The following is a 23292-nucleotide window of genomic DNA, read 5'->3' on the forward strand; positions in this document are numbered from 1 at the left end:
CTACCCGATCACTTGCGGCGCGCCGGTGCCGAGATAGTCGGCCAGCACGCGGTGGAAATTGATGATCGCCCGTTCCTCGACCGGGCTGGGTCGCAACCCGTCGCAGCCGCGCGAGCGCAGGCCGCGCTGCACCGCCCCCATGTTGGAGAAATCCTGGCACAGCACCTTGCGCCAGCTCGCCTCGTCCATGTCGGGCTTGTGGAGATTGGCGGGACGCGGCTCGGTGCCTTCGGGGAAGCGTTCGAGCGTATAGACCTCGAAGATGCAGCTATCGGGATCATGGCCGTCGGGCCGTGCGCGATAGCAGAGCGCGAAGGTCGGTCCATGGATGATCACCGTATTGGGGAAGATGTGCCAGACATTGCCCGCCGCCGCGAAATGGGCCGGGTCGATGCGCGGCCAATTCACCCCGCGCTTGGCATCCTCCTCCACCGTGCGGCGCATCAGGTGCATCTGCACCTCGGCGGGCGGCGTGCCGTCGGGCAGTTCATCGACCAGCAGATTGGCGACCCGCACCATCGTCTCGGTGGTGGTGCCGTTCACCTCCTCCCAGAGCTGGTTGAGCGAATCCGCCAGCCCCTGGCGCATGTCCGCCGCGCCGGCCGCCCCAGCAGTCGCGCCGCCCGTGCCCTCGCGCGCCTGCGACCCGAACACGCCATGGATGCCGCGCCCATCGCTCCAGGTCGGCTTGGGCGAATATTTGGTCAGCTGCGGATGGGTGCCGGCAACATGATAGCCCTCGTTGAACGCCTCGATCGCGACCTTCCAGTTGCAGGGGAAATGCAGCCATTGGCGCCAGCGATAGCGCATCTGCTCCAGCTCGAACGGGTCGAGCATCGATGCCGCCGGCTCCAGATAGTCACGCAGCGGCGGCGCGTCCGGGTCCATGCAGACGAACACCCAGCCGCCCCATGTGTCGACGCGCACGTCGCGCAGGCGCAGGTCATCGGCCTTCAGGCAGTCGCCCCAGGCATCCTTGCGGACCACGCCGACATTGTTGCCGTCCAGATCCCAGCTCCAGGCATGGAAGGGGCAGACCAGCCGTTTCGCATGGCCGCACCCTTCGGTCAGTTGTCGGCCGCGATGGCGGCAGACGTTGAAATAGGCAGCGATCCGATCGGGCGCGGCGCGCACGACGATGATCGAGTCATCGACAATGTCGTAGGTGACATAGTCGCCGACCTCCGGAATTTCCTCTTCGCGACAGGCGACCTGCCAGACCTTGGGCCATAGTTTCGTGGCTTCGGCATCGGCATAGGATTGCGAGACATAGGCGTCATTGCCGATCAGCACCGGTGGCTCAGTGATGCTCCCTTGCATGGTCATGCGCCCCTGCCGCTCAATGCAGCGCAACCGGCGGCGGCGGCGCAGCCTCCGCGCGATAGTCGCTGGGGTTGCGGGCATAGACGCGCTTGAACATGCGGCTGAAATGGGCCGGGCTCTTGAAACCCACGGCGTAGGCGATCTCGCTGATCGAGATGCTGGCCGCGTCCGACCGCGCCATCCAGGCCCGCGCCTGTTCCAGCCGGCGCTGCCAGATCAGGTCGGAAAAGCTGGTGCCATTCTGCTTGAGCAGGGTGGTGAGATAGCGCGGCGAAATACCGCAACCCTTGGCCGTCATCGCGGCGGACAGGCCCGGATCGGACAGATGGACCTCGACAAAGCGGCGCACATCGGCAAAGCGTTTTTCCGCGACGGAGGGGCGCGGCGGCACCGCGCGCACATCGTGGCGCAGCCCCTGGCCGATCACCGCGAGCGCCGCTTCCACCAACGTCCGCGTGGTTTCCTCCGCCACATCCGCGTCGCGCTGGAACAGGCCGGCCAGGATGCCATCGGCGATCCCCAGTTCCGCCCGCTGCATCGGCAGCAATATGCCCGCCCCAGCATCGCAATCGACGAAGCCGCGCAGCACATGGGTCGGCACCGTCACATGCAGCACCTCATGCACGCCCTGCGCATCGGGCTGGCATTCGATCAGGAAGGGCGCGGTCGAGCGCGTCATCAGGAAATCGCCATATTGGGCGGCGCGGCTGCCAAGCTGGTTGGAAAAGACCAGTCGGCCACGCTTGACGAACCACAGGACGGTGAGGTCGGTGCCATCCTCGCGGATATGCTGGCGGGTGCGGCGGAAGAAGAGGCGGGTGGCCGATCGCAGCAGGATCGCCGCGCTGGGGCCGGCGGGCTTGCGCCGCGCCTCCACGTCGATGACGGAGCCTTCCTCCATCCAGTAATCGCCGCGATAATATTCCTGCTCGCGCTCGCCGCGAAACAGGTGCTGGCATTCGCGATAATTGCCCCGGTCGAGGGCGAAGAGCGTTTCGATCATCGCATCCGCTCCTTTCAGCGCTGAGCCCGACCGGCGCGGCTCAGCCGCCATTCCGGGGGATAGTTGAGGTCGTTATTCTTGACGGTGTGGGCGATGCCCTGGTCGAAGCCGCCAGCACCCAGATCGATGTCGGTCGGCCGGTCGCTCTTCATCAGCGGCAGCATGCCTTCCAGCCAGCCGGTGAGCAGGCTGCCCATATATTCGCCGCGATATTGCTTATAGGCCTCGATAAAGGTCTTCTGCGCGACCACCACGTCGAGCGGCCGGGTGCGGGCGCAGGCATCGGCATATTTGTCCGTCTCCGCCTCCAGCGCGTCGCGTGGCACGACGGCGTTGACGAAGTTGCAATCCATCATCTCGGCGGCGGTGAAAGGGCGGCCGGTGAACAGCATTTCGGAAAAGCGGCGAATGCCGACCATTTCCAGCCATTGCCACATGCGCGGCCCCCAGCCGGCATAGCGGAAGGAGGGATGGCCAAAGAGCGCGTCGTCGGACGAGACGATCAGGTCGGCATCGGCGCACTGGTAGAAATGCCAGCCATAGCAATAGCCCTTGGCCTCGACGATGCTGATCTTCTTGAATTCCTGCAGCGGGCGATTGCCGGCATAGCCCTTGGCATAATGGTCGGTCAGGCCATGGAGAAAGCGATAGGAGCCGGGCGGCGGATAGCGCACGTCGGGATCGTCAATCTCCAGGTCGGGCAGGAAATCATCATCCTCTCCCGGATGCAGATACATGTCGCCATGTTCGTTGATGTCGCCGCCCGATCCCAGATCCTGGCCGGCGCCGCGGATCACCAGCACCTTCACATCATCGTCGATATTCGCCTTGTGGACGATCTCGCCGAACAGCAGGCGCATGCCGATCGTCGTCGTGTTGGCCTTGCCCGGCCGGTCGAAAGTGACGGTCGCTATCTTGCGCGCCCGGTCCTTCTCATAATGCACGAACTGCGCCGCCTCGCGCTTGAGCGCTGCTGCGCTTGCCCTGGCCATGCCGCACTCTCCCATCTCTCTTATGCCCGGCAGGCTGGCATGGGGCGGCGATGGCGTATTGGCATTAGGCGCAGCTTTATCGATATGATACGCAGCAAAGCGACGACGAGGCAGACAGGCGCGCGATGGAGGAGCAGGATTTTTTCTTCGGGCTGGAAGGCCCGCTGGAGGCGGTGCCGGCCGCCGGCCAGATGCGCGCGGCCAATCTGCGCGGCTTTTCCGACTATGTCCGCGCGCGCGGTGGGGCGCCGCGCCGCATTCTCGCCCAGCATGGCCTAGACCCGATGGTGCTGGCCGATCCCGACAGCCATATCGCCTGCCAGCAGGTGGCGGCGATGTTCGAATATTGCAGCCTGCTGTTCGACGATCCGCTGTTCGGCCTGCACCTTGCCGCCACCCAGGATGCCGACATTTTCGGTAGCGTCACCGCCGTCTGCCGCGCCGCGCCGGACCTGCGCGCCGCGACCGCCAGCCTGATCCGCTATCTGCCGGTCGCCCATTCGCCCGAGGCGCAGCTGGAACTGGTGGAAGATGGCGGCATGGCCGAACTGCGCTGGGTGGTCGGCGCCGATCTCGGCTTCAACGACCAGGCCAATTATCAGGCGATGATGCTGATCCTGCTGCTGTTGCGGACCGTCAGCGGCCAGCGTTTCCGCGCCGCCTGGGTGCAATTTTCCGCCGATCCCAGCCCGCGCGAACTGATCGAGATAGAGGCGTTGCTGGGCACGGCCGTCCGCCCGCGCGGGCCGGGCAGCGCGATCGGCTTTTCCGCCGCCTTGCTCGACCTGCCGATCGCAACGGCCAATCGGCTGACCTATCGGCTGGTCGGCGGCTATCTGGGCCGGCTGCGCCTGTTCAACCATGCCGACATGGCGGAACGGGCGCGATCCTATGTGCGCGGCGCGTTGCCGGCGGGGACATGTGCGATCGAACGCTGCGCCGACCGGATGGGCCTGTCGGTGCGGACGCTGCAAAGCCGGCTTGCCGCCCATGGCCTGCATTTCAGCGATCTGGTCGAGGAACAGCGCGAGCAACTCGCCCGCATCTATCTGCGCCAAACGCCGATGCCGATCGACGAGGTGGCGGAGCGGCTGGGCTATGCCGAACAGACCAGCTTTGGCCGCGCCTTCAAACGCTGGACCGGGCAGACGCCACGGCAATTCCGACAAGGCTAGCGCAGCAGCCGCACCCAGGCATCGGACAGCGCCTCCAGACCGAAATTGTCGATCCGGTCGCCGGGGCGGATCGCGGTGGCGAGATCCAGTTGCCGCGCCAGCGCATCGGCCATCGCCGCCGCATCGGCCGGGTCAACCAGAAGGCCGCACCGTCCATCATCGAGCAGGTCGACGGCGTTGCCGGCGCTGCGCGACGCGACGATCGGCACATCCACGGCCATCGCCTCCAGCAACACATTGGGCGATCCTTCCCACCAACTGGGCAGGATGAAGGCATCGGCATGGGCCAGCCAGGGAAAGACATTGTCGACCGTGCCGGGCAGGTCGAGATCATCAGCTATACCGAGCGCCTTCGCCTGCGCGCGCAGGCTGTCGCAGGCGCGGTCGCGGCTTTCGCCCAGGATGATGAGGCGCGCGGGTCGCTCCCGCCGCAGGATCGCGAAGGCGGCAAGCAGAGTGACGAAATTCTTCTGCAGCGCCAGCCGGCCGATCGCCAGGATCACGGGCGACTGGCGGCCCATCCAGCGATGCGGCACTGGCCCGTCGGCCAGGAAGCGGGCGGCATCAGCATCGATGCCATTGGGGATCACCGCCACCTTGCCCGCCCGCGCCGCGCCGGCAAAGGCAGGCATATCCGCCAGGGTCGGCGACACCAGCACCAGATGATCGGCGTCGCGCGCCAGCAGCCGCGCCATCGCGGTGCGGCCAAGGCGCCCCAGCCCGCCCGACGGCGCACCGGCCGCATTGCGCATGAGATCGTTGCTGATGCGATAGATGCGCCGCACGTCGCGCAGCCCCTGGCTTGCCGCCCAGGCGGTGCCATGGCCATGATTGCCCGCCGAAATCAGCGTCGCTTGCCCCCGCGATCGCAGATGCCGCCGCAGCGCCGCGATCGCCTGCACCTTTTCGCGCGGACGCGACGGGTTCGGCCCGGCCAGCAGCGCATGATGCGGCACGCCGGTCACGCCCTCGCCACCCGGCAGCGCCGTCACCAGTTCGACCGCCAGACCGCGCGCCGCCAGTTCGGCGGCCAGGATGCGGACGTTGCGCACCACGCCGGTCGCGGCGAGCGCATGGACATAGAGGATGATCACGCCCGGCGCGCGTCGCGCTCGATCGCGCCGGCCGCCTGCCAGCGCTGCGGCGGCAGATGGCGCAGATGATGGCAGTAAAGCGCGCCCAGCCGGCTGTCGGCCAGCCCCCGGCCGCTCACCAGTTGCATGATGTCGGTGCCGGGGTTCCAGTTGCCCTCGACCAGCACCGGGCCGTCCGGCGTCAGGCCAATATCCCAGCCGATTACGGTAAAGCCTGATCGAAAGGCGAGATGCGCCCGCAGCGCGAGCGCCACGGCGGCATCCAGATCAGGCACCGGCCGGCCGCTAATGGGCGCACCGGTCAGCGGATGCCGGTCGCAGCGGATCGGCGCGCCGTCCGGCCCCGCCTTCCAAACGGGGCCGCAACACCCGTTGCCGTCGACCGACAGCACCAGATTGCCGGCATTGAAATTATCCACGGGTCGGCCACCACCGGCGGACAGGCGCAGCGCCAGCGCGCAGGCCTCGGGCGTGCCGACCTCGTCCAGACAGGTGACCACGCGCAAGGTCGGCAGCGCGCCCGGCGACATATCCGCCAGCGCGTCGTGGGTGGCCAGACAACGCTGGATCACCCCGCCGGCCGCCCAGAGCGCCAGCAGGCGCGCGCGCAGCGCGTCGTCGGCGATCGGCCCTTCGGCCCCTTCCCAGCGTCCGCCCTTCTTTTCGAAGCGCACCACGCCCTGCCCCTTGGAGCAGTAGCTGGGCTTGGCGATGATGACGCTCTGGCCATGCAGCCAGCTGGCGATATCGCTTGTCTCCAGCGCGAAACTGTCGGGCACCGGCAAGCCGGCGGCGGCGGCATGGCGGGCGAAAAGCTGCTTGTTCTTGAGCGGATTGGCCTCGGCCGGGAAGGCACCGGGATTGAGCAGCCGATGCAGCCCCTTGCGATCGCGCATGCTGAGCCCCTGCGCCCGCACCGTTTCGCACAGCAGGCGCCGTTCCGACGCCGCCCAGCCGCTGCGCCCGCTCGCCGCGATCAGCCGCGCAACCGTTCGCCGGCCCAGCGGCCAGTGGCGACGCAATCCGTCATGATAGGCCGCCAGCAGGACATTGCCGTCGGCCGGGGGCAACGCACGCAACGTGAACAAGGGTCAGGCCGCCTCGACCCGCGCCAGCCGCCGCTCCAGCAATTCGCTTGCCACGCCATGGCTGCGCGCATTGTCGACGTCGATCGCGACCGCGCCGTCGCTCAGGATCACCGGCGCGATCACCATGCGGAAGCGGCGGGAGAAACGCGCAAAGGCCTGGCCCAGTGTGCCGATGCCGAAGCGGAAACGGATCAGGTTGAGGAGGCCGAAGGCGCCGATGATCCGCATCGGATGCTTCACGAACTGCCCGCCCGAGCGGAAGGTCTCGGCCGCTGCCAGCGCCTTTGCATCCTTCAGCCAATAGGTGTTGCAGTTGGAAAATTCGTCGTCGGCGAAGCGATAGAATTTCCGCTGCCCCTGCGGATGCGCCGCCAGCACCGACGCGCGCCGGGTGAAGGCGACGCCGGCGTTCGCGCCCTGCGCGGCGCAACCGTCCAGCATCTCGGCCAGCGCATCGGGCGTCAGCAGCACATTGTCGGCGGTGGTGATGAGCAGCGGAAAGCGCGCGCCATCGGCGGCCGACAGCACGGAGTCGACCAGATTGGGCCGGGCAGGAATCGCAACCAGCCGCCCGGTATTCCGTAGTCCGCGCAGTTGCGGCAGCGCATCGAGCACCGCCACATCCTCAATCGCGACCCGGATTTCGCCGAGGCGCGGGCTGGCCGCCAGCGCCTCGATCACATGGACCAGCATCGGCTGGCCGACCACCGGGACCAGGCATTTATGGGTGACGCCCGCCGCCTGCGCGAGCGGATCGGTCGCTCCATCGCGCTTGCCGGCCAATACCAGTGCCGACGCTGTCCCCGGCATCAGGCAGCCTCCAGCACCGGCATTTCGGTCAGCAGGCCATGGCGGGCCAGGCTGTGCGCGACGATGGTTTCGACCAGGCTCTGATGATCGACGCCGATCGACGCGGCCGAGCGCGAGATCGTCTTCTTCGACCAGAGATTGCAGGACAGGTTCACTTCCATGAACAGCAGCTCGCCCGACGCCGGATCGTAGCGATACTCGAACCGGCCATAGTCGAACGGCCAGAGTTCGGGCAGCAGGCGGCGGGTCATATCCTCCAGCCGCGTCCGCAGGTCATGGTCCTCCACCAGGATCAGCGGATCATCGCCCGCATCGATCAGGCCGCGCTTCTCCTCATAGCTGCGTTCGCGATGCGGATCGGCCGGCACATACATCATCGGCGGGAGAATCCAGGGCTGGCCACCGCCGCCGCCGACGACCGGCACGGCCACGTCGAGCAAGGGCGCCCAGGCCTCGACCAGCACGTCATGGCCCAGGCCATGGAGATGATCGGCATGGGCATGGGCCTCCATCCAGTTGTCGACCATCGCGAGGCCCCAGGAGGCCGACGAGGCGTTGGGCTTCACCACCAGCCGTTCCGCCTGGAATTCCGGGCCGGCCGGCATGGCACCCCGACGCAGGATACGCGCCGGCATGGTCGGCACGCCATGGGCGCGGGCGATCAGCTTGGAAAGATATTTGTCGTCCGACACGCCACGGACGATCGGGCTTGCCCCCAGGAAAGGCACGCCGCGCCAGGACAGCAGGAGCGGCGCCAGCATCTCGCTATTCTGGAAGCCGCCGCGATTGAGCAGGGTGACGACGAAGTCGACATCCGGCTTGTCGAACAGCGCATCATAGCTGTCGGCGACCGCGACATGGAGGCCAATCGCCTCCAGCGTCGATCGCATCTCATGATGATAGACGGCATGATTGCCGTCCACGCTGTCGGCCCCGCCGCCCTTGCAGGCATGTTTGGCCAGGAACAGGAGGCGCAGCCGGGCCTTGTCGGCCGGGGAGATGCGCATGCAACGGTCGATCGGGTTCAGCATGGCGCCACAATAACGCCCGCCCGTTACGCTGGATTGACGGTGCGATGACGCCGGTTGGTCGATCCGGCGACAGGGTCGTTACGAAATGGCTTCAGTTTTCGGACAATGGCTCGAACAGGGCCGGGTAGCGCGCGCGCAGCGTCAGCAGCAGAATCACCAGCTTGCCATCCTGCAATTGCTGCGCCTCGAAGCGGCGCCACAGGTCGGCCAGCGGCAGTTCGTGGACCAGGATATTCTCCTGCTCCTCGACCAGGCCGCCGCCGTCGGCGACACGGTCCGCCGCGCGATAGGGCGCCAGGAAATAGTCGATCTTCTCGGTAACGACGCTGGGGATGCTCCAGATCTGGCCGACCGGCTCCATCATGTCGAGCGCCACGCCCGCTTCCTCCAGCGCTTCGCGCCGGGCGCAATCGGCCGGTTCATCCTCCAATATGCCGGCGATCGCCTCCAGCATGTCGGGCAGGCCGGCGAGCATCACCGGCGTGCGCGGCATCGATACGACCAGCGCGACCCGGCGGTTCGGATCATAAGGCAGCACCGCAACGGCACGGCGCATCTCCACCACATGGCGCTCGCACTCCACGCCGTCGTCCATCCGCAGCCGCACCAGCCGCAGGTTGAGCCAGCCTTCATACAGGGTGCGGCTCGACAGGATTTCGGTCACGCCGCGACCATCTGCACAGCCACCGCCTCGGCCACCTTGATGCCGTCGATCGCCGCCGACAGGATGCCGCCGGCATAGCCCGCGCCCTCGCCCGCCGGGTAGAGGCCGGCAACGTTGAGGCTCTGAAAATCCTTGCCGCGCGTGATGCGGATCGGCGAGGAGGTGCGGGTTTCCACGCCGGTCATCACCGCGTCGGGATCGTCATAGCGGGCGATCTGACGACCAAAGGCGGGCAGCGCCTCATGGAACGCCTCGATCACATAGTCGGGCAGGCAAAGCGACAGATCGGTCGGCGTGACCCCCGGCTTGTAGGAGGGCACGACCGATCCCAGCTGGGTCGAAGGCCGACGCGCGAGGAAGTCGCCGACCGTCTGCCCCGGCGCCCAGTAGGAAGAACCACCCGCGACATAGGCCAGGCTTTCCCAATGGCGCTGCAGTTCGATCCCGGCCAATGGCCCCTCGGGGAAATCGCGCGCCGGATCGATGCCGACGACCAGCCCCGAATTGGCGTTGAACTCGGCGCGGCTATACTGGCTCATGCCATTGGTGACGACGCGCCCTTCCTCCGAAGTGGCGGCGACCACCCGGCCACCCGGACACATGCAGAAGCTGTAGACGGTCCGGCCATTGGCGCAATGATGGGCGAGGCTATAGGCCGCCGCCCCAAGATCGGGATGGCCGGCGCAATTGCCATAGCGCGCCTTGTCGACCCAGCTTTGCGGATGCTCGATCCGCACACCGATCGAGAAGGGCTTGGGTTCGATATGCACGCCCTTGCCGTGCAACATCTCGAAGGTCGGGCGGGCACTGTGGCCCACCGCCATCACCACATGGTCGGCCTCGATCACGCTGCCGTCGTGCAGCACCAGCCCGCGCAACTTCTGCGTGCCGTCGCCCTGCCGTTCCAGCACCAGATCGTCGACGCGGTGCTGCCAGCGATATTCGCCGCCCAGCGACTCGATCTGCTTGCGCATCGCTTCGACCATCGAGACCAGGCGAAAAGTGCCGATATGGGGGTGCGCCTCCCACAAGATATCGTCGGGCGCGCCGGCAGCGACAAACTCCTCCAGCACCTTGCGGCCCAGGAAGCGGGGATCCTTCACCCGGCAATAGAGCTTGCCGTCGGAGAAAGTGCCGGCGCCGCCCTCGCCAAACTGGACGTTGGAATCGGGGTTGAGTTCGGCCCGGCGCCACAGGCCCCAGGTGTCCTTGGTCCGCTCGCGCACCACCTTGCCGCGATCCAGGATGATCGGCTTGAACCCCATCTGCGCCAGGATCAGGCCGGCGAACAGGCCGCACGGCCCGGCGCCGATCACCACCGGGCGCTTGCCCTGCCAGCCGTCGGGGACATGGGCGACGAACTTGTAGCTGGTGTCGGGCGTCGGCCGGACGTCATGGTCCTTGGCAAAGCGCTCCAGCACCGCGGCCTCGTCGGCCACCTCAATATCGAGCGTATAGACCAGCTGGATCGCGCTGCGACGACGTGCATCATTACCGCGCCGCACGACGCTGTGGCCAAGCAATTGCTGCGGCTCCAGCCCCAGGCGTTCGCAGATGGCGACGGGCATCGCCTCGGCCGGATGGTCGAGGGGCAATTTCAAACCGGAAAGACGGATCATGGCGCCGCCCATAGTCGCAAATCGCCCGAAATGCTATTCCCCGAGGCCGTGGCACGGCCGATCGTCCTGCGCACCTTCTAACCTTGACGTAAACGTAAAGCCGTCATAATCTTTGCTCATGAACACGCGCACCAGCATTGCCGGCATCGAGCTTCCCGATGACCGTGACCAGCAGAGCTACAGCATCACCGACCTCAGCGAGGAGTTCGGCGTCACCGCCCGTGCCCTGCGCTTCTATGAGGATGAAGGGCTGATCGCACCGGAGCGCCAGGGCCTGGCCCGCGTCTATTCGCGCCGCGACCGCGCCCGCCTTGCCTGGATCCTGCGCGGCAAGCGCGTGGGCTTCAGCCTCAACGATATTCGCGAGATGATCGACCTCTATGACGCCGACGAGGGGCATGAGGAACAGCGCCGCGTGACGATCGACAAGTGCCGCGCGCGCATCGACCTTCTGACCCGCCAGAAGGACGATATCGATGCCGCCATCGCCGAACTGGCGAGCTTCATCGGAACGATCGAGAAATAAGCCGGAGCCGCATCGTCGGCTCCCCCGCAGCAGAACAAAAACGCCTGGAGAAGATTCATGCCCAGCTACAACGCCCCTGTCCGCGACACCCGCTTCGTGCTCGACCATGTCGTCGGGCTGGAGCGCTACGCCAATCTGCCCGGTTTCGAGAATGCGACCCCCGATCTGGTCGAGGCGATCCTGACCGAAGGCGGCAAGATCGCGTCGGAAGTGCTGTTCCCGATCAACGCCGTGGGCGACAAGGAAGGCTGTACCCGTCATGCCGACGGCAGCGTCACCACGCCGACCGGCTTCAAGGCGGCCTATGACCAGTTTGTCGAGGGCGGCTGGACCACGCTGCACGCGCCGACCGAATTTGGCGGCCAGGGCCTGCCCAATGTCGTCGCCACCGCCGTCACCGAATATGTGCTGTCGGCCAACCAGGCGTTCGAAATGTATCATGGCCTGACCGCCGGCGCGATCGCCGCGCTGATCGCCAAGGGCAGCGACGAACAGAAGGCCACCTATCTGCCCAACATGGTGTCGGGCGTCTGGACCGGCACGATGAACCTGACCGAGCCCCATTCCGGCACTGACCTCGGCCTCATCAAGACCAAGGCCGTGCCTAATGGCGATGGCAGCTTCGCGATCAGCGGCACCAAGATCTTCATCTCGGCCGGCGAACATGACCTAGCGGAGAATATCATCCACCTCGTCCTCGCCAAGACGCCGGGTGCCCCCGACAGCAGCAAGGGCATCTCGCTGTTCGTCGTGCCCAAGTTCATCGTCAATGAAGACGGCTCGCTGGGCGACCGCAATGCCGTGTCCTGCGGTTCGCTCGAACATAAGATGGGCATCCACGGCAACGCCACCTGCGTCATGAACTATGACGGCGCCAAGGGCTGGCTGGTCGGCGAGGAGAATAAGGGTCTGGCCGCCATGTTCATCATGATGAACGCCGCGCGCCTGGGCGTCGGTCTGCAGGGGCTGGGCCAGGGCGAGATCGCGTTCCAGAACGCCGTCCATTATGCCAAGGACCGTCGCCAGGGCCGCGCGCTCACCGGCCCCAAGGAGCCGGAAGAAAAGGCCGACACGCTGTTCGTCCACCCCGATGTCCGCCGCATGCTGATGGAAGGCAAGGCGCTGACCGAGGGCCTGCGCGCGCTGATCCTGTGGGGGGCGCTGCAGCATGACCTGTCGCACAGCGCCGCGACCGAGGAAGAGCGCCAGGCGGCCGACGATCTGCTGCAACTGCTGACCCCGGTGATCAAGGGCTATGGCACCGACAAGGGCTTCGACGTTGCGGTGTCGAGCCAGCAGGTGTTCGGCGGCCATGGCTATATCTGGGAAAATGGCGTCGAGCAGTATGTCCGCGACGCCCGCATCGCCCAGATCTACGAAGGCACCAATGGCGTGCAGGCGATGGACCTGGTCGGCCGCAAGCTGCCGATGAATGGCGGCCGCGCGCTCCAGGCCTTCCTCAAGATCCTGGCCACCGAAATCGCCGAGGCCAAGACCAACGAGAAGCTGGCGAGCTTCGCCGATGCGCTCGAAAAGGCCAAGGGCCAGCTTGAAGCGGCGACCATGTGGCTGATGCAGAACGCGATGAAGAACCCCGACAATGCCGGGGCCGGCGCGCATCATTACATGCACATCCTGGGCATCGTCGCCACCGGCCTGATGTGGCTGCGCATGGCGAAGGCCGCCACCGGCCTGCTCGACGCGGGCGAGGGCGATGCCGGCTTCCTGGAAGCCAAGCTGGTCACCGCGCGCTTCTTTGCCGAACGCATCATGCCCGACGCCGGTTCGCTCCGTCGCAAGATCGAGGGCGGCGCCGACACGCTGATGGCGCTCGACCCGGACATGTTCCTGGCGGCCTAAACAGGCTTAGGGCGGCCAAACCGATACAATCGGATCGGCTGCCCTAAATTGTTTGTTTGTCGCGTTTTCCGAGCCAGCAGACAATTCTGTCTGCTTAGAAAGCGCATTAATCCCGCCCTGCCGCGCCTTCGGGCCGGGAGGGCGGGCATTCGCCGATGCGCCGGCCGTTGAGCAGATAGCGCGTCTCTTCGCGAACGCGCTCCATTTCGGTCGCTGCGAGCATCACCCCCTCGATTGTCTCGGCGGACAATATCGCACTCAGGCGCATGTCGGCGCTGCCATAGCGCGACGGACAGGAGCGGGTGACACTCAGCCGCCCCTCCTCCACCTCCATGCGCGCCAGCATGCAGCCCTTGAGCCCCTCGCGCTCGAAATGATCATCGACAAATTGTTGCAGCGTCTCCGCATCGCTGCGGCTGAGGCATAGCTGATAGCGATAGCCCGGCGGTGCCGGCGGCGGGCTGCTCTGCGGGCGGGCACCGATCACCTTCCACCCTACCATCTGGCTGAACATCCGTCCCTTCTCGATCTCCCACAGGCCCGGCCTGATCCGGTAGCGCGATCCGGTGACGAGGATGTCCGCATCCCGCTCGGCCGGCGGCAGGCTGATCTGCGGACCGGGCAGCGCGACCGAAGCCACCGGTTGTCGCGCCTGTTCCAGCGCCGCGGGACGAACGAGGACCACATCCTCCGCCTCCATATCCGCATCGACCAGCGCCGCGATCCGGTCGCTGACGCAGGCCTGCGCCTCGCGCCGTCGGCCATGGCCATCGGCCACGCACTGGCGCACGAATTCACACATCGCCTGATCGACCCGATCCTCGCCGCTGCTGCGCGTGATCGTGCAGCGGACGAGGTCGCGGCCGCGCACATCATAGTCGATACCGACCTTGCGCAGCTTGGCGGCGGTCACGACGATCGGATCGTCCGCACCGGCCGCGACGAGCGACGAGGACAGAAGCATCAACACGCCTGTCGCGATCGGTCGCATGTCCCGGCTCTCCTGCTCTATCCTCGGCCAAGGATCACCCGAAGCGCGCCGCCATGCAAGTCCGAACGAAGGCGCAACGATCCGCTCTGGCCCTGCCCCGTTTTCACCGATAGACAGGGACGATGGACAGCCCGCCGCCGGCTCAAGATGTGATCCCCCACCGCCCGGTGCGGACGCTGGGGCTGGCCGCCTGCATCGCGCTGGTCATGGGCAATATGATCGGATCGGGCGTGTTCCTGCTGCCGGCCGCACTCGCCCCCTTCGGCTGGGATGCGGTCGCCGCCTGGGTCTTCACCATCGCCGGCTCCTTGATCCTGGCCTTCGTGATCGCCCGGCTGACCGTCGCCATGCCCGATGCCAATGCCGCGCAGATGAGCGCGCGCGCCTATGGTCCGCTGGCCGGATTCGCGATCGGCTGGATCTACTGGCTGTCGATCATCATCACCAATGTCACGATCGCGGTCGCGGCCACCGCCAACCTGTCCAGCCTGCTGCCGGTGCTGAACCGGCCGGGCATGGGCGCGCTCTGCTCGATCGGCTTCATCTGGCTGACCACCGCGATCAACCTGCGCGGCGCCCATGCCGCCGGCACGGCGCAACTGGTGACGACGATCATCAAGGTCGTGCCCATCCTGGTCGTGCTGGTGCTGCTGGCTCTGACGATCGGACGCGGCACGGCGGAAATCGTGCCCTTCCCGGCCCAGGGTTTTACCGGGAGCGGCATCACGGCAGCGGCGGCACTGACGCTGTGGGCCCTGCTCGGTTTTGAATCGGCCTCGGTCGCGGCCGACAAGGTCAAGGATCCTGCCCGCACCGTGCCGCGCGCAACGATGATCGGCACGGCCGTCACCGGCCTGCTCTATCTGTTCGTCTGTTCCGGCATCGCCCTCACCCTGCCCGGCGCGGAAAGCCAGACCGGGTCGCCCTTCGGCGCCTATGTCACCCATTATTGGTCGGCCGGCCCCGCCAGCCTGATCGCGACCTTCGTCGTCATCAGTTGCCTTGGCGCGCTCAATGGCTGGACCCTGTTGCAGGGCGAAGTGCCACTGGCGATGGCGCGCGCCGGCGAACTGCCGGCCTGGCTGGCGGGCACGGATGCGCGCGGCACGCCGGTGCGCGGATTGATATTGTCGAGCATCCTTGCCAGCCTGCTGCTGGTCGCCAACAGTCTGCAGGGGCTGGTGGCATTGTTCACCGCCATGGCGCTGCTCGCGACATCGGCGACGCTGTGGCTCTATGTGGGTTGTGCGCTGGCCGCGCTGCGCTTGCGGATTGCCGTGCCAGCGGCGGCGATTGGCCTCGCCTATGCCTGCTGGACGTTATGGGGCGCCGGCCTCATTCCCAGCGGCGCCAGCTTCCTGCTGATGGCGGGCGGCCTGCCCTTCTACTGGTGGGCGCGGCGCACCAGCGCCACGCCCTGACCAGCCCTGTGGGGAGGATCAGTCTCCCCACAATTCCTTGAGCTTGCCGAAGAAGCCGCTCGATTGCGGGCATTCCTCGCCGGTCTCGGTCTCGCGGAAGGCTTCGAGCAGTTCGCGCTGCTTGGCCGTCAGCTTGGTCGGCGTCTCGACATCGACCTGGACGACCAGGTCGCCCTGACCGCGGCCGTTCAGCACCGGCATGCCGGCGCCGCGCTGCTTGATCTGCTTGCCCGACTGGATGCCGCTCGGGATCTTGATCTCGTGCCGCTGGCCATCGAGGCCCGGCACTTCGATCATCCCGCCCAGCGCCGCCGTCGTGATGCTGACCGGCACGCGACAGAATAGCGTGGTGCCATCCCGTTCGAAAATGCTGTGCCGCTTCACATGCAGGAAGATGTAGAGGTCACCCGCCGGCGCGCCACGCGCACCGGCCTCGCCCTCGCCCGACAGGCGAATGCGGGTGCCTTCGTCGACGCCCGCCGGGATATTGACCGACAGCGTCTTGGGCCGATCGACCCGGCCTTCGCCGCGACAGGATTTGCAGGGGCTTTCGATCACCTGGCCCGCGCCATGACAGCTGGGGCAGGTCCGCTCCACCACGAAGAATCCCTGCTGTGCCCGCACCTGGCCATGGCCATGGCAGGTGCCGCAGGTCTTGACCCCGGTGCCCGGCTGGGCGCCCGAACCGTCGCAGCTGTCGCAGGCGGCCGACACCTCGATCTCGATCTCGGTCTTCTTGCCATGATAGGCTTCGTCCAGCGTGATTTCGAGATCATAGCGCAGGTCCGCGCCGCGGCGCTGCTGCTGGCGTCCGCCACCGCCGCCGCCAAAGCCGGCCTGGCCAAAGATCGTCTCGAAAATATCGCCAAGGTCGGAGAAACCACCGGCGCCGCCGTGGAATCCGCCACCACCGCCGCCCTGTTGCTGCTGCTTGAACGCGGCATGACCGAACCGGTCATAGGCCGCCCGCTTCTGCGGATCCTTCAGGCAGTCATAGGCTTCGGAAACGGCCTTGAACTTGGCCTCGCTGTCGGTGCAGCCCCCGGTCTTGTCCGGGTGATATTTCATCGCCAGCTTGCGATAGGCGCTCTTGATCGCGGCCCCGTCGGCTGTGCGTTCTACTTCGAGCAGTTCGTAATAGTCGATTTCGGTCGTCATCTCGCCCTCGGCGCGCACGGTCCCCGGCCTCGCTCCGAACGGATGCACTGGTCAGAAACCAGCCTGTCCGCCCGAAGCGAAGTCGAGGAGCGTTTCATGGGGCTTACGCCTTGTTGTCGTCCACTTCGGAGAATTCGGCGTCGACGACGCCGTCATCGGCCTTCGGCGCTTCGGCCTCCGGCGAGGCTGCAGCAGCCTGCTCCTTCTCGTAGATCGCCTGGCCCAGTTTCATGGCAACGGTCGCGAGTTCCTGCGCCTTGGCCTTCATGGCTTCGGCGTCGCCGCCTTCGATCGCCGACTTGGTTTCGGCAATCGCGGCTTCGATCTCACCCTTCAGCGAAGCGTCGACCTTGTCGCCATGTTCGGCCAGTTGCGCCTCGGTCGTGTGGACCAGGCTTTCGGCGTTGTTCTTGGCTTCGGCCGCTTCACGACGCTTCTTGTCCTCTTCGGCGAAGCGCTCGGCATCCTTGACCATCTGGTCGATGTCGGAGTCGCTGAGGCCACCCGAGGCCTGGATGCGGATCTGCTGTTCCTTGCCGGTGCCCTTGTCCTTGGCGGACACGTTGACCAGTCCGTTGGCGTCGATGTCGAAGGTGACTTCGATCTGCGGCACGCCGCGCGGTGCCGGCGGGATGCCGACCAGGTCGAACTGGCCGAGCAGCTTGTTGTCCGCCGCCATTTCACGCTCGCCCTGGAACACGCGGATGGTCACCGCCTGCTGATTGTCGTCGGCGGTCGAATAGACCTGCGACTTCTTGGCAGGGATGGTGGTGTTGCGGTCGATCATGCGGGTGAACACGCCACCCAGCGTCTCGATGCCCAGCGACAGCGGGGTCACGTCGAGCAGCAGCACGTCCTTGACGTCGCCCTGCAGCACGCCGGCCTGAATGGCGGCGCCCATGGCGACGACTTCGTCCGGGTTCACGCCGGTGTGCGGTTCCTTGCCGAAGAATTCCTTCACGGCTTCGCGCACCTTGGGCATGCGGGTCATGCCGCCGACCAGAACGACTTCGCTGATCTCGCTGGCGGTCACGCCGGCGTCGGCCAGAGCCTTCTTGCAGGGTTCCATCGTGCGCTTGATGAGGTCGGCGACCAGGCGCTCCAGATCGGCGCGGGTGATCGTCTTCACCAGATGCTTGGGGCCATTCTGGTCGGCGGTGATGAAGGGCAGGTTGACTTCGGTCGACTGGGCCGAGGACAGCTCGATCTTCGCCTTTTCAGCGGCTTCCTTCAGACGCTGGAGGGCCAGCTTGTCCTTGGTGAGGTCGATGCTTTCCGCCTTCTTGAAGTCGGCAGCCAGATATTCGACCAGCTTGGCGTCGAAATCCTCGCCGCCCAGGAAGGTGTCGCCGTTGGTCGACTTCACTTCGAACACGCCATCGCCGATCTCCAGGATCGAGATGTCGAAGGTGCCGCCGCCAAGGTCATAGACGGCGATGGTCTTGCCGTCCTGCTTGTCGAGGCCATAGGCGAGCGCGGCCGCGGTCGGCTCGTTGATGATGCGCAGCACTTCGAGGCCCGCGATCTGGCCGGCGTCCTTGGTCGCCTGACGCTGGGCGTCGTTGAAGTAGGCGGGAACGGTGATGACCGCCTGCGTCACGGTTTCGCCCAGATAGCTCTCGGCGGTTTCCTTCATCTTCTGCAGGATGAAGGCGCTGATCTGCGACGGGCTATATTCCTCGCCACCGGCCTTGACCCAGGCGTCGCCATTCGGACCCTTCGCGATGTCATAGGGGACGAGTTCCATGTCCTTCTTGGTCATGGGATCGTCGAAGCGGCGGCCGATCAGGCGCTTCACCGCGAAAATCGTGTTGTCCGGATTGGTGACAGCCTGGCGCTTGGCCGGCTGGCCGATCAGGCGCTCGCCATCCTTGGCGAAGGCGACGATCGACGGCGTGGTGCGCGCACCTTCCGCATTCTCGATCACCTTGGGCTTGCCGCCGTCCATCACAGCGATACAGCTGTTGGTCGTGCCAAGGTCGATACCGATAACTTTTGCCATTTGTGTCCTCTTTGAACCCCAAAATAAATTCAGCGGTTGACGGCCCCATACCTCACGTAAGCGCCAAGGCAAGGCCGGTTTGCGCAAGGGATATAGGCGCGCTTTCGCTTGGCACAAGGATCAGGCGCGATTAGTCAGGCATTGACCGGAAACGAGACAGTCACGGAGCCCTGATCCATGCGTGCGCCCCTTGCCCTTATTGCCCTTGCCGCGCCGCTGGCCCTTGCCGGCTGTGGCGACCCTGCGCCCAGCTATGTCGACCAGGCCTGGGTCCGGCTGTCACCCAACAAGGATACGCCCTCGGCCGGCTATTTCGTGGCGCATGGCGGCGACGCCGGGGTGCAGTTGCGCGGAGTGATGACCGACTATGCGCTCAAGGTCGAGATGCATGAGAGCGTCGGCAAGGACGGCATGATGTCGATGCAGCCGATCGAAAGCGTCGATGTGCCGGCCAAGGGCACGGTCGCGTTCGCGCCGGGCGGCAAGCATCTGATGATCTGGGGCGTCAACGATACCGCGATCAGCCGGGGCAAGATGCAACTCACCTTCCTGATGTCGAACGGCGATCGGTTGCTGGTCGATGCGGTGATCCGCAAGCCCGACGGCAGCGCACCGGCGGCCCCTGCTGCGGGCAATGCGACGGAAGAGCATAAGGCGCATTGACCAGCCGTCCGCTGACATTTGAGGAGGCCGCGCTCGCCCGGACGATGTTCGGCGACGCGATCGCCTATGATCGGGTGCGCGTCCACAACCGGAAATGGTGGCCCTTCCAGCCGCGCGCGGTGACCATGGCGCCCGACGGCGACCTGTGGTTTCACCCCGAAGGTGGCCTATTCTGCGAGGATTTCTGCGCCAGCCCGCTCAGCCTGCAGGGCCTGTTCATCCATGAGATGACCCATGTCTGGCAGGCGCAGCGATCGGGCAAATATTGGCTGCCGCTGATGCGACACCCCTTTTGCCGCTATGACTATGCGATCGAGCCGGGCAAGCCGTTCGCCCGATATGGCATCGAGCAGCAGGCCGAGATCGTCCGCCATGCCTTCATCCTGCGCCAGGGTGGCCGGGTGGAAGGCAAGCCAGGGATCGCGGTTTATCGGGCGCTGTTGCCTTTTGCCATGACCTGATCGCTCCCCTCACCCCCCATGGCCGCTGCGGCAACCGTCGGGGACGACGCTGCGGCTGAGCGAGGCGGTGGAGAAGATATCGGCTTCGGGCAGGTTGTGGCTGTAGGTGAGGACCGCACTGGTCAGCCGCTCCGTCGCGTCGTCATTGGCGTCATGGATCGTCGCCGCGATGATCGCGCCGTCGTCGAGCACATCATAGGTGCGCAGATTGCCGTCATCGGCCACCGCGATGCGGGATACGGGGCCATAGCGACCGCCGGTCTCCCGCCCCAGAAATTCCTTGGCGACCAGCTTGCGATTGGCGTCGACGCCACAGGCGGCCGCCGCGAGTGACGGCGAAGTTGACACTTCACCAGTGCGCACGTCGAGATGCTGGGCCTCCCCCGTGGCGCAATTGGCAACGATCCGGTCGCGCGGGGTTTCGACCCGGTGACGGTCGCCCTGATGATATTCGGCCGCCCATTCCTTGAGCTGCACTTCCTCGCTGGGCGTCACCACATTCCAGGTGCAGACCGCATATGTCGCTTTCGTTGTCCGCGTCAGCGCGAGCACCGCGTCCACATCCTGGGGCGGGGCCGCAGCCGTCAGCAACAAGGGCAGCAGGATTATCCCCTGACGTCCAACAGGTTTCCGCATCGCCGGCACCTCCTTGATCGATCGGCACCCAAGCTAGAGCCTGATCGCGCGCTGGCAATGGGCAAAGAAAAAGGGCGGACCAGATGGCCCGCCCTGTTCAGATTTCCGGCATGATGCCAGAGGCTTAATATACGCGCGCCTTCGGCTTGATATACTCGGCCTCGTCGGTCATCGTGTAATCGTGGACCGGACGATAATCGAGCGTCACCTTGCCGCCCGAACCACCCCAGCCTTCGAACCAGCTGATGGTGTGCTTCATCCAGTTTTCGTCGTCGCGATTCGGGAAATCCTCATGCGCATGGGCGCCGCGCGATTCCTTGCGGGCCTCGGCGCCTTCCATCGTGCAGATGGCCTGGCTCATGAGATTGTCCAGTTCCAGCGTCTCGATCAGGTCGGTGTTCCAGATCAGCGAACGGTCGGCGATCTTGACGTCCTGAAGGCGCTTGTTGACCGCCTGCATCTTGACGACGCCGTCGGCCAGCAATTCGCTGTCGCGGAACACGGCGGCATGCTTCTGCATGGTGCGCTGCATGTCCATGCGGATGTCCGCCGTCGAGGTGGTGCCGTTGGCGTTGCGGTAGTGATCGAGGCGCGACAGCGCCAGATCGGCCGCATTGGCCGGCAGCGGCTTGTGCGGGGTGTTGGGCTTGAGATTGTCCTTGAGGAACAGGCCGGTTGCGCGGCCGAACACGACAAGGTCGATCAGCGAGTTGGAGCCAAGGCGGTTCGCGCCATGGACCGACACGCAGGCCGCTTCGCCGACCGCGAACAGGCCCGGCACCACGACTTCCGGATCGTCGCCGACCTTCGTCACCACCTGGCCATGATAGTTACAGGGGATGCCGCCCATATTGTAATGGACCGTCGGGGTCACCGGCAGCGGCTGGCGGGTCAGGTCGACACCGGCAAAGATCTTGCCGCTTTCGGTGATGCCCGGCAGGCGCTCGGCCAGAACCTTGGGGTCGATATGGTCCAGGTGTAGGAAGATATGATCCTTGTGCTCGCCGACGCCACGGCCCTCGCGCATTTCCATCGCCATCGAGCGCGACACGACGTCACGCGACGCCAGATCCTTCGCCGACGGGGCATAGCGTTCCATGAAACGCTCGCCTTCGGAATTGGTGAGGTAGCCGCCTTCGCCGCGCGCGCCTTCGGTGATCAGCACGCCCGCACCATAGATGCCGGTCGGGTGGAACTGGACGAATTCCAGATCCTGCAGCGGCAGGCCGGCGCGCAGCACCATGCCGCCGCCGTCGCCGGTGCAGCTATGGGCCGAAGTGGCCGAGAAATAGGCGCGGCCATAGCCACCGGTTGCCAGCACGACGGCATGGCTGCGGAAGCGGTGGATGCTGCCATCTTCCATGCAGATGGCGATGACGCCGCGGCATTCCTTGCCGTTCGGGCCATCTTCCATGATCAGGTCGATGGCAAAATATTCGATGTAGAAGTCGGCGTCATACTTCAGGCTCTGCTGGTAGAGAGCGTGCAGCATGGCGTGGCCGGTACGGTCGGCGGCGGCGCAAGTGCGCTGCACCGGCGGGCCGGCGCCCATATTCTGCATGTGGCCGCCGAACGGACGCTGATAGATGGTGCCGTCCTGGTTGCGGCTGAACGGCACGCCGGCATGTTCCAGCTCGATCACGGCCGCCGGCGCTTCGCGCACCATATATTCGATCGCGTCCTGGTCACCCAGCCAGTCCGACCCCTTGACGGTGTCGTACATGTGCCAGGTCCAGTGGTCGGGGCTGTTGTTGCCGAGCGAAGCGGCAATGCCGCCCTGCGCCGCCACGGTGTGGCTGCGGGTCGGGAACAGCTTGGTGATGCAGGCGGTCTTGAGACCCGCTTCGGCGCTGCCCATGGTGGCGCGCAGGCCCGAGCCGCCGGCACCCACGACGACGGTGTCGTAGGTATGGTCGATGATCTTGTAGGCTTCGCTCATTACTTGACGACCCCGATGAAGGCGATCTTGGCGATCGCGAAGACGCCCGCGGCAGCGCCGGCATAGGCATAGAAGTTCAGCAGCAGCATCGAGAAGAAGGCCAGGCCCTTGTCGTGGACATAGTCCTCCAGCATGACCTGCATGCCCAGACGCAGATGCATGAAGATGCTGACGACCATCAGCATCAGCGGCACGGCGACCAGCGGGTTGTGGATCCAGTTGACCACGCTCTCATAATCGAGGCCGGGCAGCGCGATCAGGCTGAAGAGCAGCCACAGCACCAGCAGCAGATTGCCGATGGCAGTGTAGCGCTGTGCCAGCCAGTGGTGCGCGCCATGCTTGGCCGAGCCAAGACCGCGGACGCGGCCGATTCCGGTTCCGGTACCCATCAGAATTTCCCCAGGCAGATCGCGGCCCAGAAGGCGGCGGTGGCGATCGTCGACAGCACGAAGGTCAGGATCGACCAGGTCTTGCTGGTCTTCAGGTCATAACCCGCACCCATGTCGAGCACGAAGTGACGCAGACCCGAGAAGAGGTGCTGGAAGAAGAACCAGGACAGGCCCGCCATGACCAGATAGCCGATCGGCGAGGTCGCGCAGGTGACGAAGGTGGCGTAAGCTTCCGGGCCGGTCGCGGCGGCCATCAGCCACCAGATGAGGCCAAGAGCACCGGCGGTGGCCAGGCCATTGCCCGTCACGCGGTGAATGATGGAGACGGCCATTGCCGGCCCCCATTTCCAGATCGTCAAATGCGGCGAGAGCGGCCGGCTTGTGGTTCGCGCCATGTCTACCCAGGTCCCTGCTATGTCCTTTGAGTCCGCTCCCCTTAGGAGCGAA

22 protein-coding genes are annotated in these 23292 nt (G+C 65.8%); 6 read left to right on the top strand and 16 right to left on the bottom strand.

Annotated features, from left to right (window positions below; all coding sequences use genetic code 11):
* The 3 genes from BRX37_RS04450 to BRX37_RS04460 are packed head-to-tail and all read right to left on the bottom strand — an operon-like array spanning position 1 to position 3318.
* The gene (locus BRX37_RS04450) at positions 1 to 1326 is read right to left on the bottom strand and encodes an aromatic ring-hydroxylating oxygenase subunit alpha (protein ID WP_125985688.1); all 1326 of its coding nucleotides are present in this window, start codon (positions 1324 to 1326) and stop codon (positions 1 to 3) included.
* A gap of 13 nt (positions 1327 to 1339) precedes the next feature.
* Positions 1340 to 2326, bottom strand: a complete 987-nt coding sequence (locus BRX37_RS04455; protein WP_125985689.1) for a helix-turn-helix transcriptional regulator — start codon at positions 2324 to 2326, stop codon at positions 1340 to 1342.
* 14 nt (positions 2327 to 2340) lie between these two features.
* Positions 2341 to 3318 (bottom strand): enoyl-CoA hydratase/isomerase family protein, encoded by a 978-nt coding sequence (locus tag BRX37_RS04460; RefSeq protein WP_037515860.1) that lies wholly within the window; start codon positions 3316 to 3318, stop codon positions 2341 to 2343.
* A 125-nt stretch (positions 3319 to 3443) separates the two neighbouring features.
* On the opposite strand from BRX37_RS04460, the gene BRX37_RS04465 reads away from it, so the two are divergent.
* Complete coding sequence (locus tag BRX37_RS04465; RefSeq protein ID WP_125985690.1) at positions 3444 to 4493, top strand: AraC family transcriptional regulator; 1050 nt, start codon at positions 3444 to 3446, stop codon at positions 4491 to 4493.
* Here the strand turns inward: BRX37_RS04465 and BRX37_RS04470 are convergent.
* From BRX37_RS04470 to BRX37_RS04495, 6 genes are all read right to left on the bottom strand, one after another.
* Positions 4490 to 5587: a glycosyltransferase gene (locus BRX37_RS04470; protein WP_125985691.1), complete on the bottom strand. Its 1098-nt coding sequence runs from the start codon at positions 5585 to 5587 to the stop codon at positions 4490 to 4492. The two genes, BRX37_RS04465 and BRX37_RS04470, sit on opposite strands and share 4 nt — an antisense overlap.
* The gene (locus tag BRX37_RS04475; RefSeq protein ID WP_125985692.1) at positions 5584 to 6675 is read right to left on the bottom strand and encodes a sugar-transfer associated ATP-grasp domain-containing protein; all 1092 of its coding nucleotides are present in this window, start codon (positions 6673 to 6675) and stop codon (positions 5584 to 5586) included. The genes BRX37_RS04470 and BRX37_RS04475 overlap by 4 nt, the downstream gene beginning before the upstream one ends.
* 3 nt (positions 6676 to 6678) lie before the next feature.
* Positions 6679 to 7485, bottom strand: a complete 807-nt coding sequence (locus tag BRX37_RS04480) for an NTP transferase domain-containing protein (RefSeq protein ID WP_125985693.1) — start codon at positions 7483 to 7485, stop codon at positions 6679 to 6681.
* Entirely contained in the window at positions 7485 to 8516 is a 1032-nt protein-coding gene (locus BRX37_RS04485; protein WP_125985694.1) for a D-alanine--D-alanine ligase family protein, read from the bottom strand. The genes BRX37_RS04480 and BRX37_RS04485 overlap by 1 nt, the downstream gene beginning before the upstream one ends.
* Before the next feature lie 91 nt (positions 8517 to 8607).
* Positions 8608 to 9180: an NUDIX domain-containing protein gene (locus BRX37_RS04490; RefSeq protein WP_125985695.1), complete on the bottom strand. Its 573-nt coding sequence runs from the start codon at positions 9178 to 9180 to the stop codon at positions 8608 to 8610.
* Positions 9177 to 10799, bottom strand: a complete 1623-nt coding sequence (locus BRX37_RS04495; RefSeq protein ID WP_069336534.1) for an NAD(P)/FAD-dependent oxidoreductase — start codon at positions 10797 to 10799, stop codon at positions 9177 to 9179. Before BRX37_RS04495 ends, BRX37_RS04490 begins: the two co-directional genes overlap by 4 nt.
* 118 nt (positions 10800 to 10917) lie before the next feature.
* On the opposite strand from BRX37_RS04495, the gene BRX37_RS04500 reads away from it, so the two are divergent.
* Complete coding sequence (locus tag BRX37_RS04500) at positions 10918 to 11325, top strand: MerR family transcriptional regulator (RefSeq protein WP_004210206.1); 408 nt, start codon at positions 10918 to 10920, stop codon at positions 11323 to 11325.
* Between the two features lie 57 nt (positions 11326 to 11382).
* The gene (locus BRX37_RS04505; RefSeq protein ID WP_048936367.1) at positions 11383 to 13185 is read left to right on the top strand and encodes an acyl-CoA dehydrogenase C-terminal domain-containing protein; all 1803 of its coding nucleotides are present in this window, start codon (positions 11383 to 11385) and stop codon (positions 13183 to 13185) included.
* A gap of 106 nt (positions 13186 to 13291) precedes the next feature.
* Here BRX37_RS04505 and BRX37_RS04510 read toward each other — a convergent pair whose 3' ends face one another.
* Positions 13292 to 14176, bottom strand: coding sequence for a DUF3617 domain-containing protein (locus tag BRX37_RS04510; RefSeq protein ID WP_125985696.1), 885 nt, complete (start codon positions 14174 to 14176; stop codon positions 13292 to 13294).
* A gap of 122 nt (positions 14177 to 14298) precedes the next feature.
* Between BRX37_RS04510 and BRX37_RS04515 the strand changes: the two genes are divergently transcribed.
* Positions 14299 to 15597, top strand: a complete 1299-nt coding sequence (locus tag BRX37_RS04515; RefSeq protein WP_125985697.1) for an APC family permease — start codon at positions 14299 to 14301, stop codon at positions 15595 to 15597.
* 18 nt (positions 15598 to 15615) lie between these two features.
* Here BRX37_RS04515 and dnaJ read toward each other — a convergent pair whose 3' ends face one another.
* Together dnaJ and dnaK are read right to left on the bottom strand one after the other, a co-directional pair.
* Positions 15616 to 16755 carry a molecular chaperone DnaJ gene (dnaJ, locus tag BRX37_RS04520; RefSeq protein ID WP_125985698.1) on the bottom strand — a complete coding sequence of 380 codons (1140 nt, stop codon included), beginning with the start codon at positions 16753 to 16755 and terminating at the stop codon, positions 15616 to 15618.
* A gap of 103 nt (positions 16756 to 16858) precedes the next feature.
* Positions 16859 to 18757, bottom strand: a complete 1899-nt coding sequence (gene dnaK, locus BRX37_RS04525; RefSeq protein WP_004210200.1) for a molecular chaperone DnaK — start codon at positions 18755 to 18757, stop codon at positions 16859 to 16861.
* Between the two features lie 177 nt (positions 18758 to 18934).
* Between dnaK and BRX37_RS04530 the strand changes: the two genes are divergently transcribed.
* Both BRX37_RS04530 and BRX37_RS04535 read left to right on the top strand, forming a co-directional pair.
* On the top strand, positions 18935 to 19420 hold the full coding sequence (locus BRX37_RS04530; protein WP_037506266.1) for a copper chaperone PCu(A)C: 486 nt from the start codon (positions 18935 to 18937) through the stop codon (positions 19418 to 19420).
* Entirely contained in the window at positions 19417 to 19881 is a 465-nt protein-coding gene (locus BRX37_RS04535) for a vgr related protein (protein WP_125985699.1), read from the top strand. Before BRX37_RS04530 ends, BRX37_RS04535 begins: the two co-directional genes overlap by 4 nt.
* Before the next feature lie 9 nt (positions 19882 to 19890).
* Here the strand turns inward: BRX37_RS04535 and BRX37_RS04540 are convergent, their stop codons facing one another.
* The 4 genes from BRX37_RS04540 to sdhC form a co-directional block, all read right to left on the bottom strand.
* Entirely contained in the window at positions 19891 to 20517 is a 627-nt protein-coding gene (locus BRX37_RS04540) for a hypothetical protein (RefSeq protein WP_125985700.1), read from the bottom strand.
* 124 nt (positions 20518 to 20641) lie between these two features.
* Positions 20642 to 22456 (bottom strand): succinate dehydrogenase flavoprotein subunit, encoded by a 1815-nt coding sequence (gene sdhA / locus BRX37_RS04545; protein ID WP_010339302.1) that lies wholly within the window; start codon positions 22454 to 22456, stop codon positions 20642 to 20644.
* Positions 22456 to 22845 carry a succinate dehydrogenase, hydrophobic membrane anchor protein gene (sdhD, locus tag BRX37_RS04550; protein WP_004210192.1) on the bottom strand — a complete coding sequence of 130 codons (390 nt, stop codon included), beginning with the start codon at positions 22843 to 22845 and terminating at the stop codon, positions 22456 to 22458. Before sdhD ends, sdhA begins: the two co-directional genes overlap by 1 nt.
* Positions 22845 to 23177, bottom strand: coding sequence for a succinate dehydrogenase, cytochrome b556 subunit (sdhC, locus tag BRX37_RS04555; RefSeq protein ID WP_004210189.1), 333 nt, complete (start codon positions 23175 to 23177; stop codon positions 22845 to 22847). Before sdhC ends, sdhD begins: the two co-directional genes overlap by 1 nt.
* Positions 23178 to 23292 lie beyond the last annotated feature (115 nt).

Origin of the sequence: Sphingomonas sp. S-NIH.Pt3_0716 (assembly GCF_003950715.1) — a bacterium.
Classification (GTDB): Bacteria; Pseudomonadota; Alphaproteobacteria; order Sphingomonadales; family Sphingomonadaceae; genus Sphingobium; species Sphingobium yanoikuyae_A.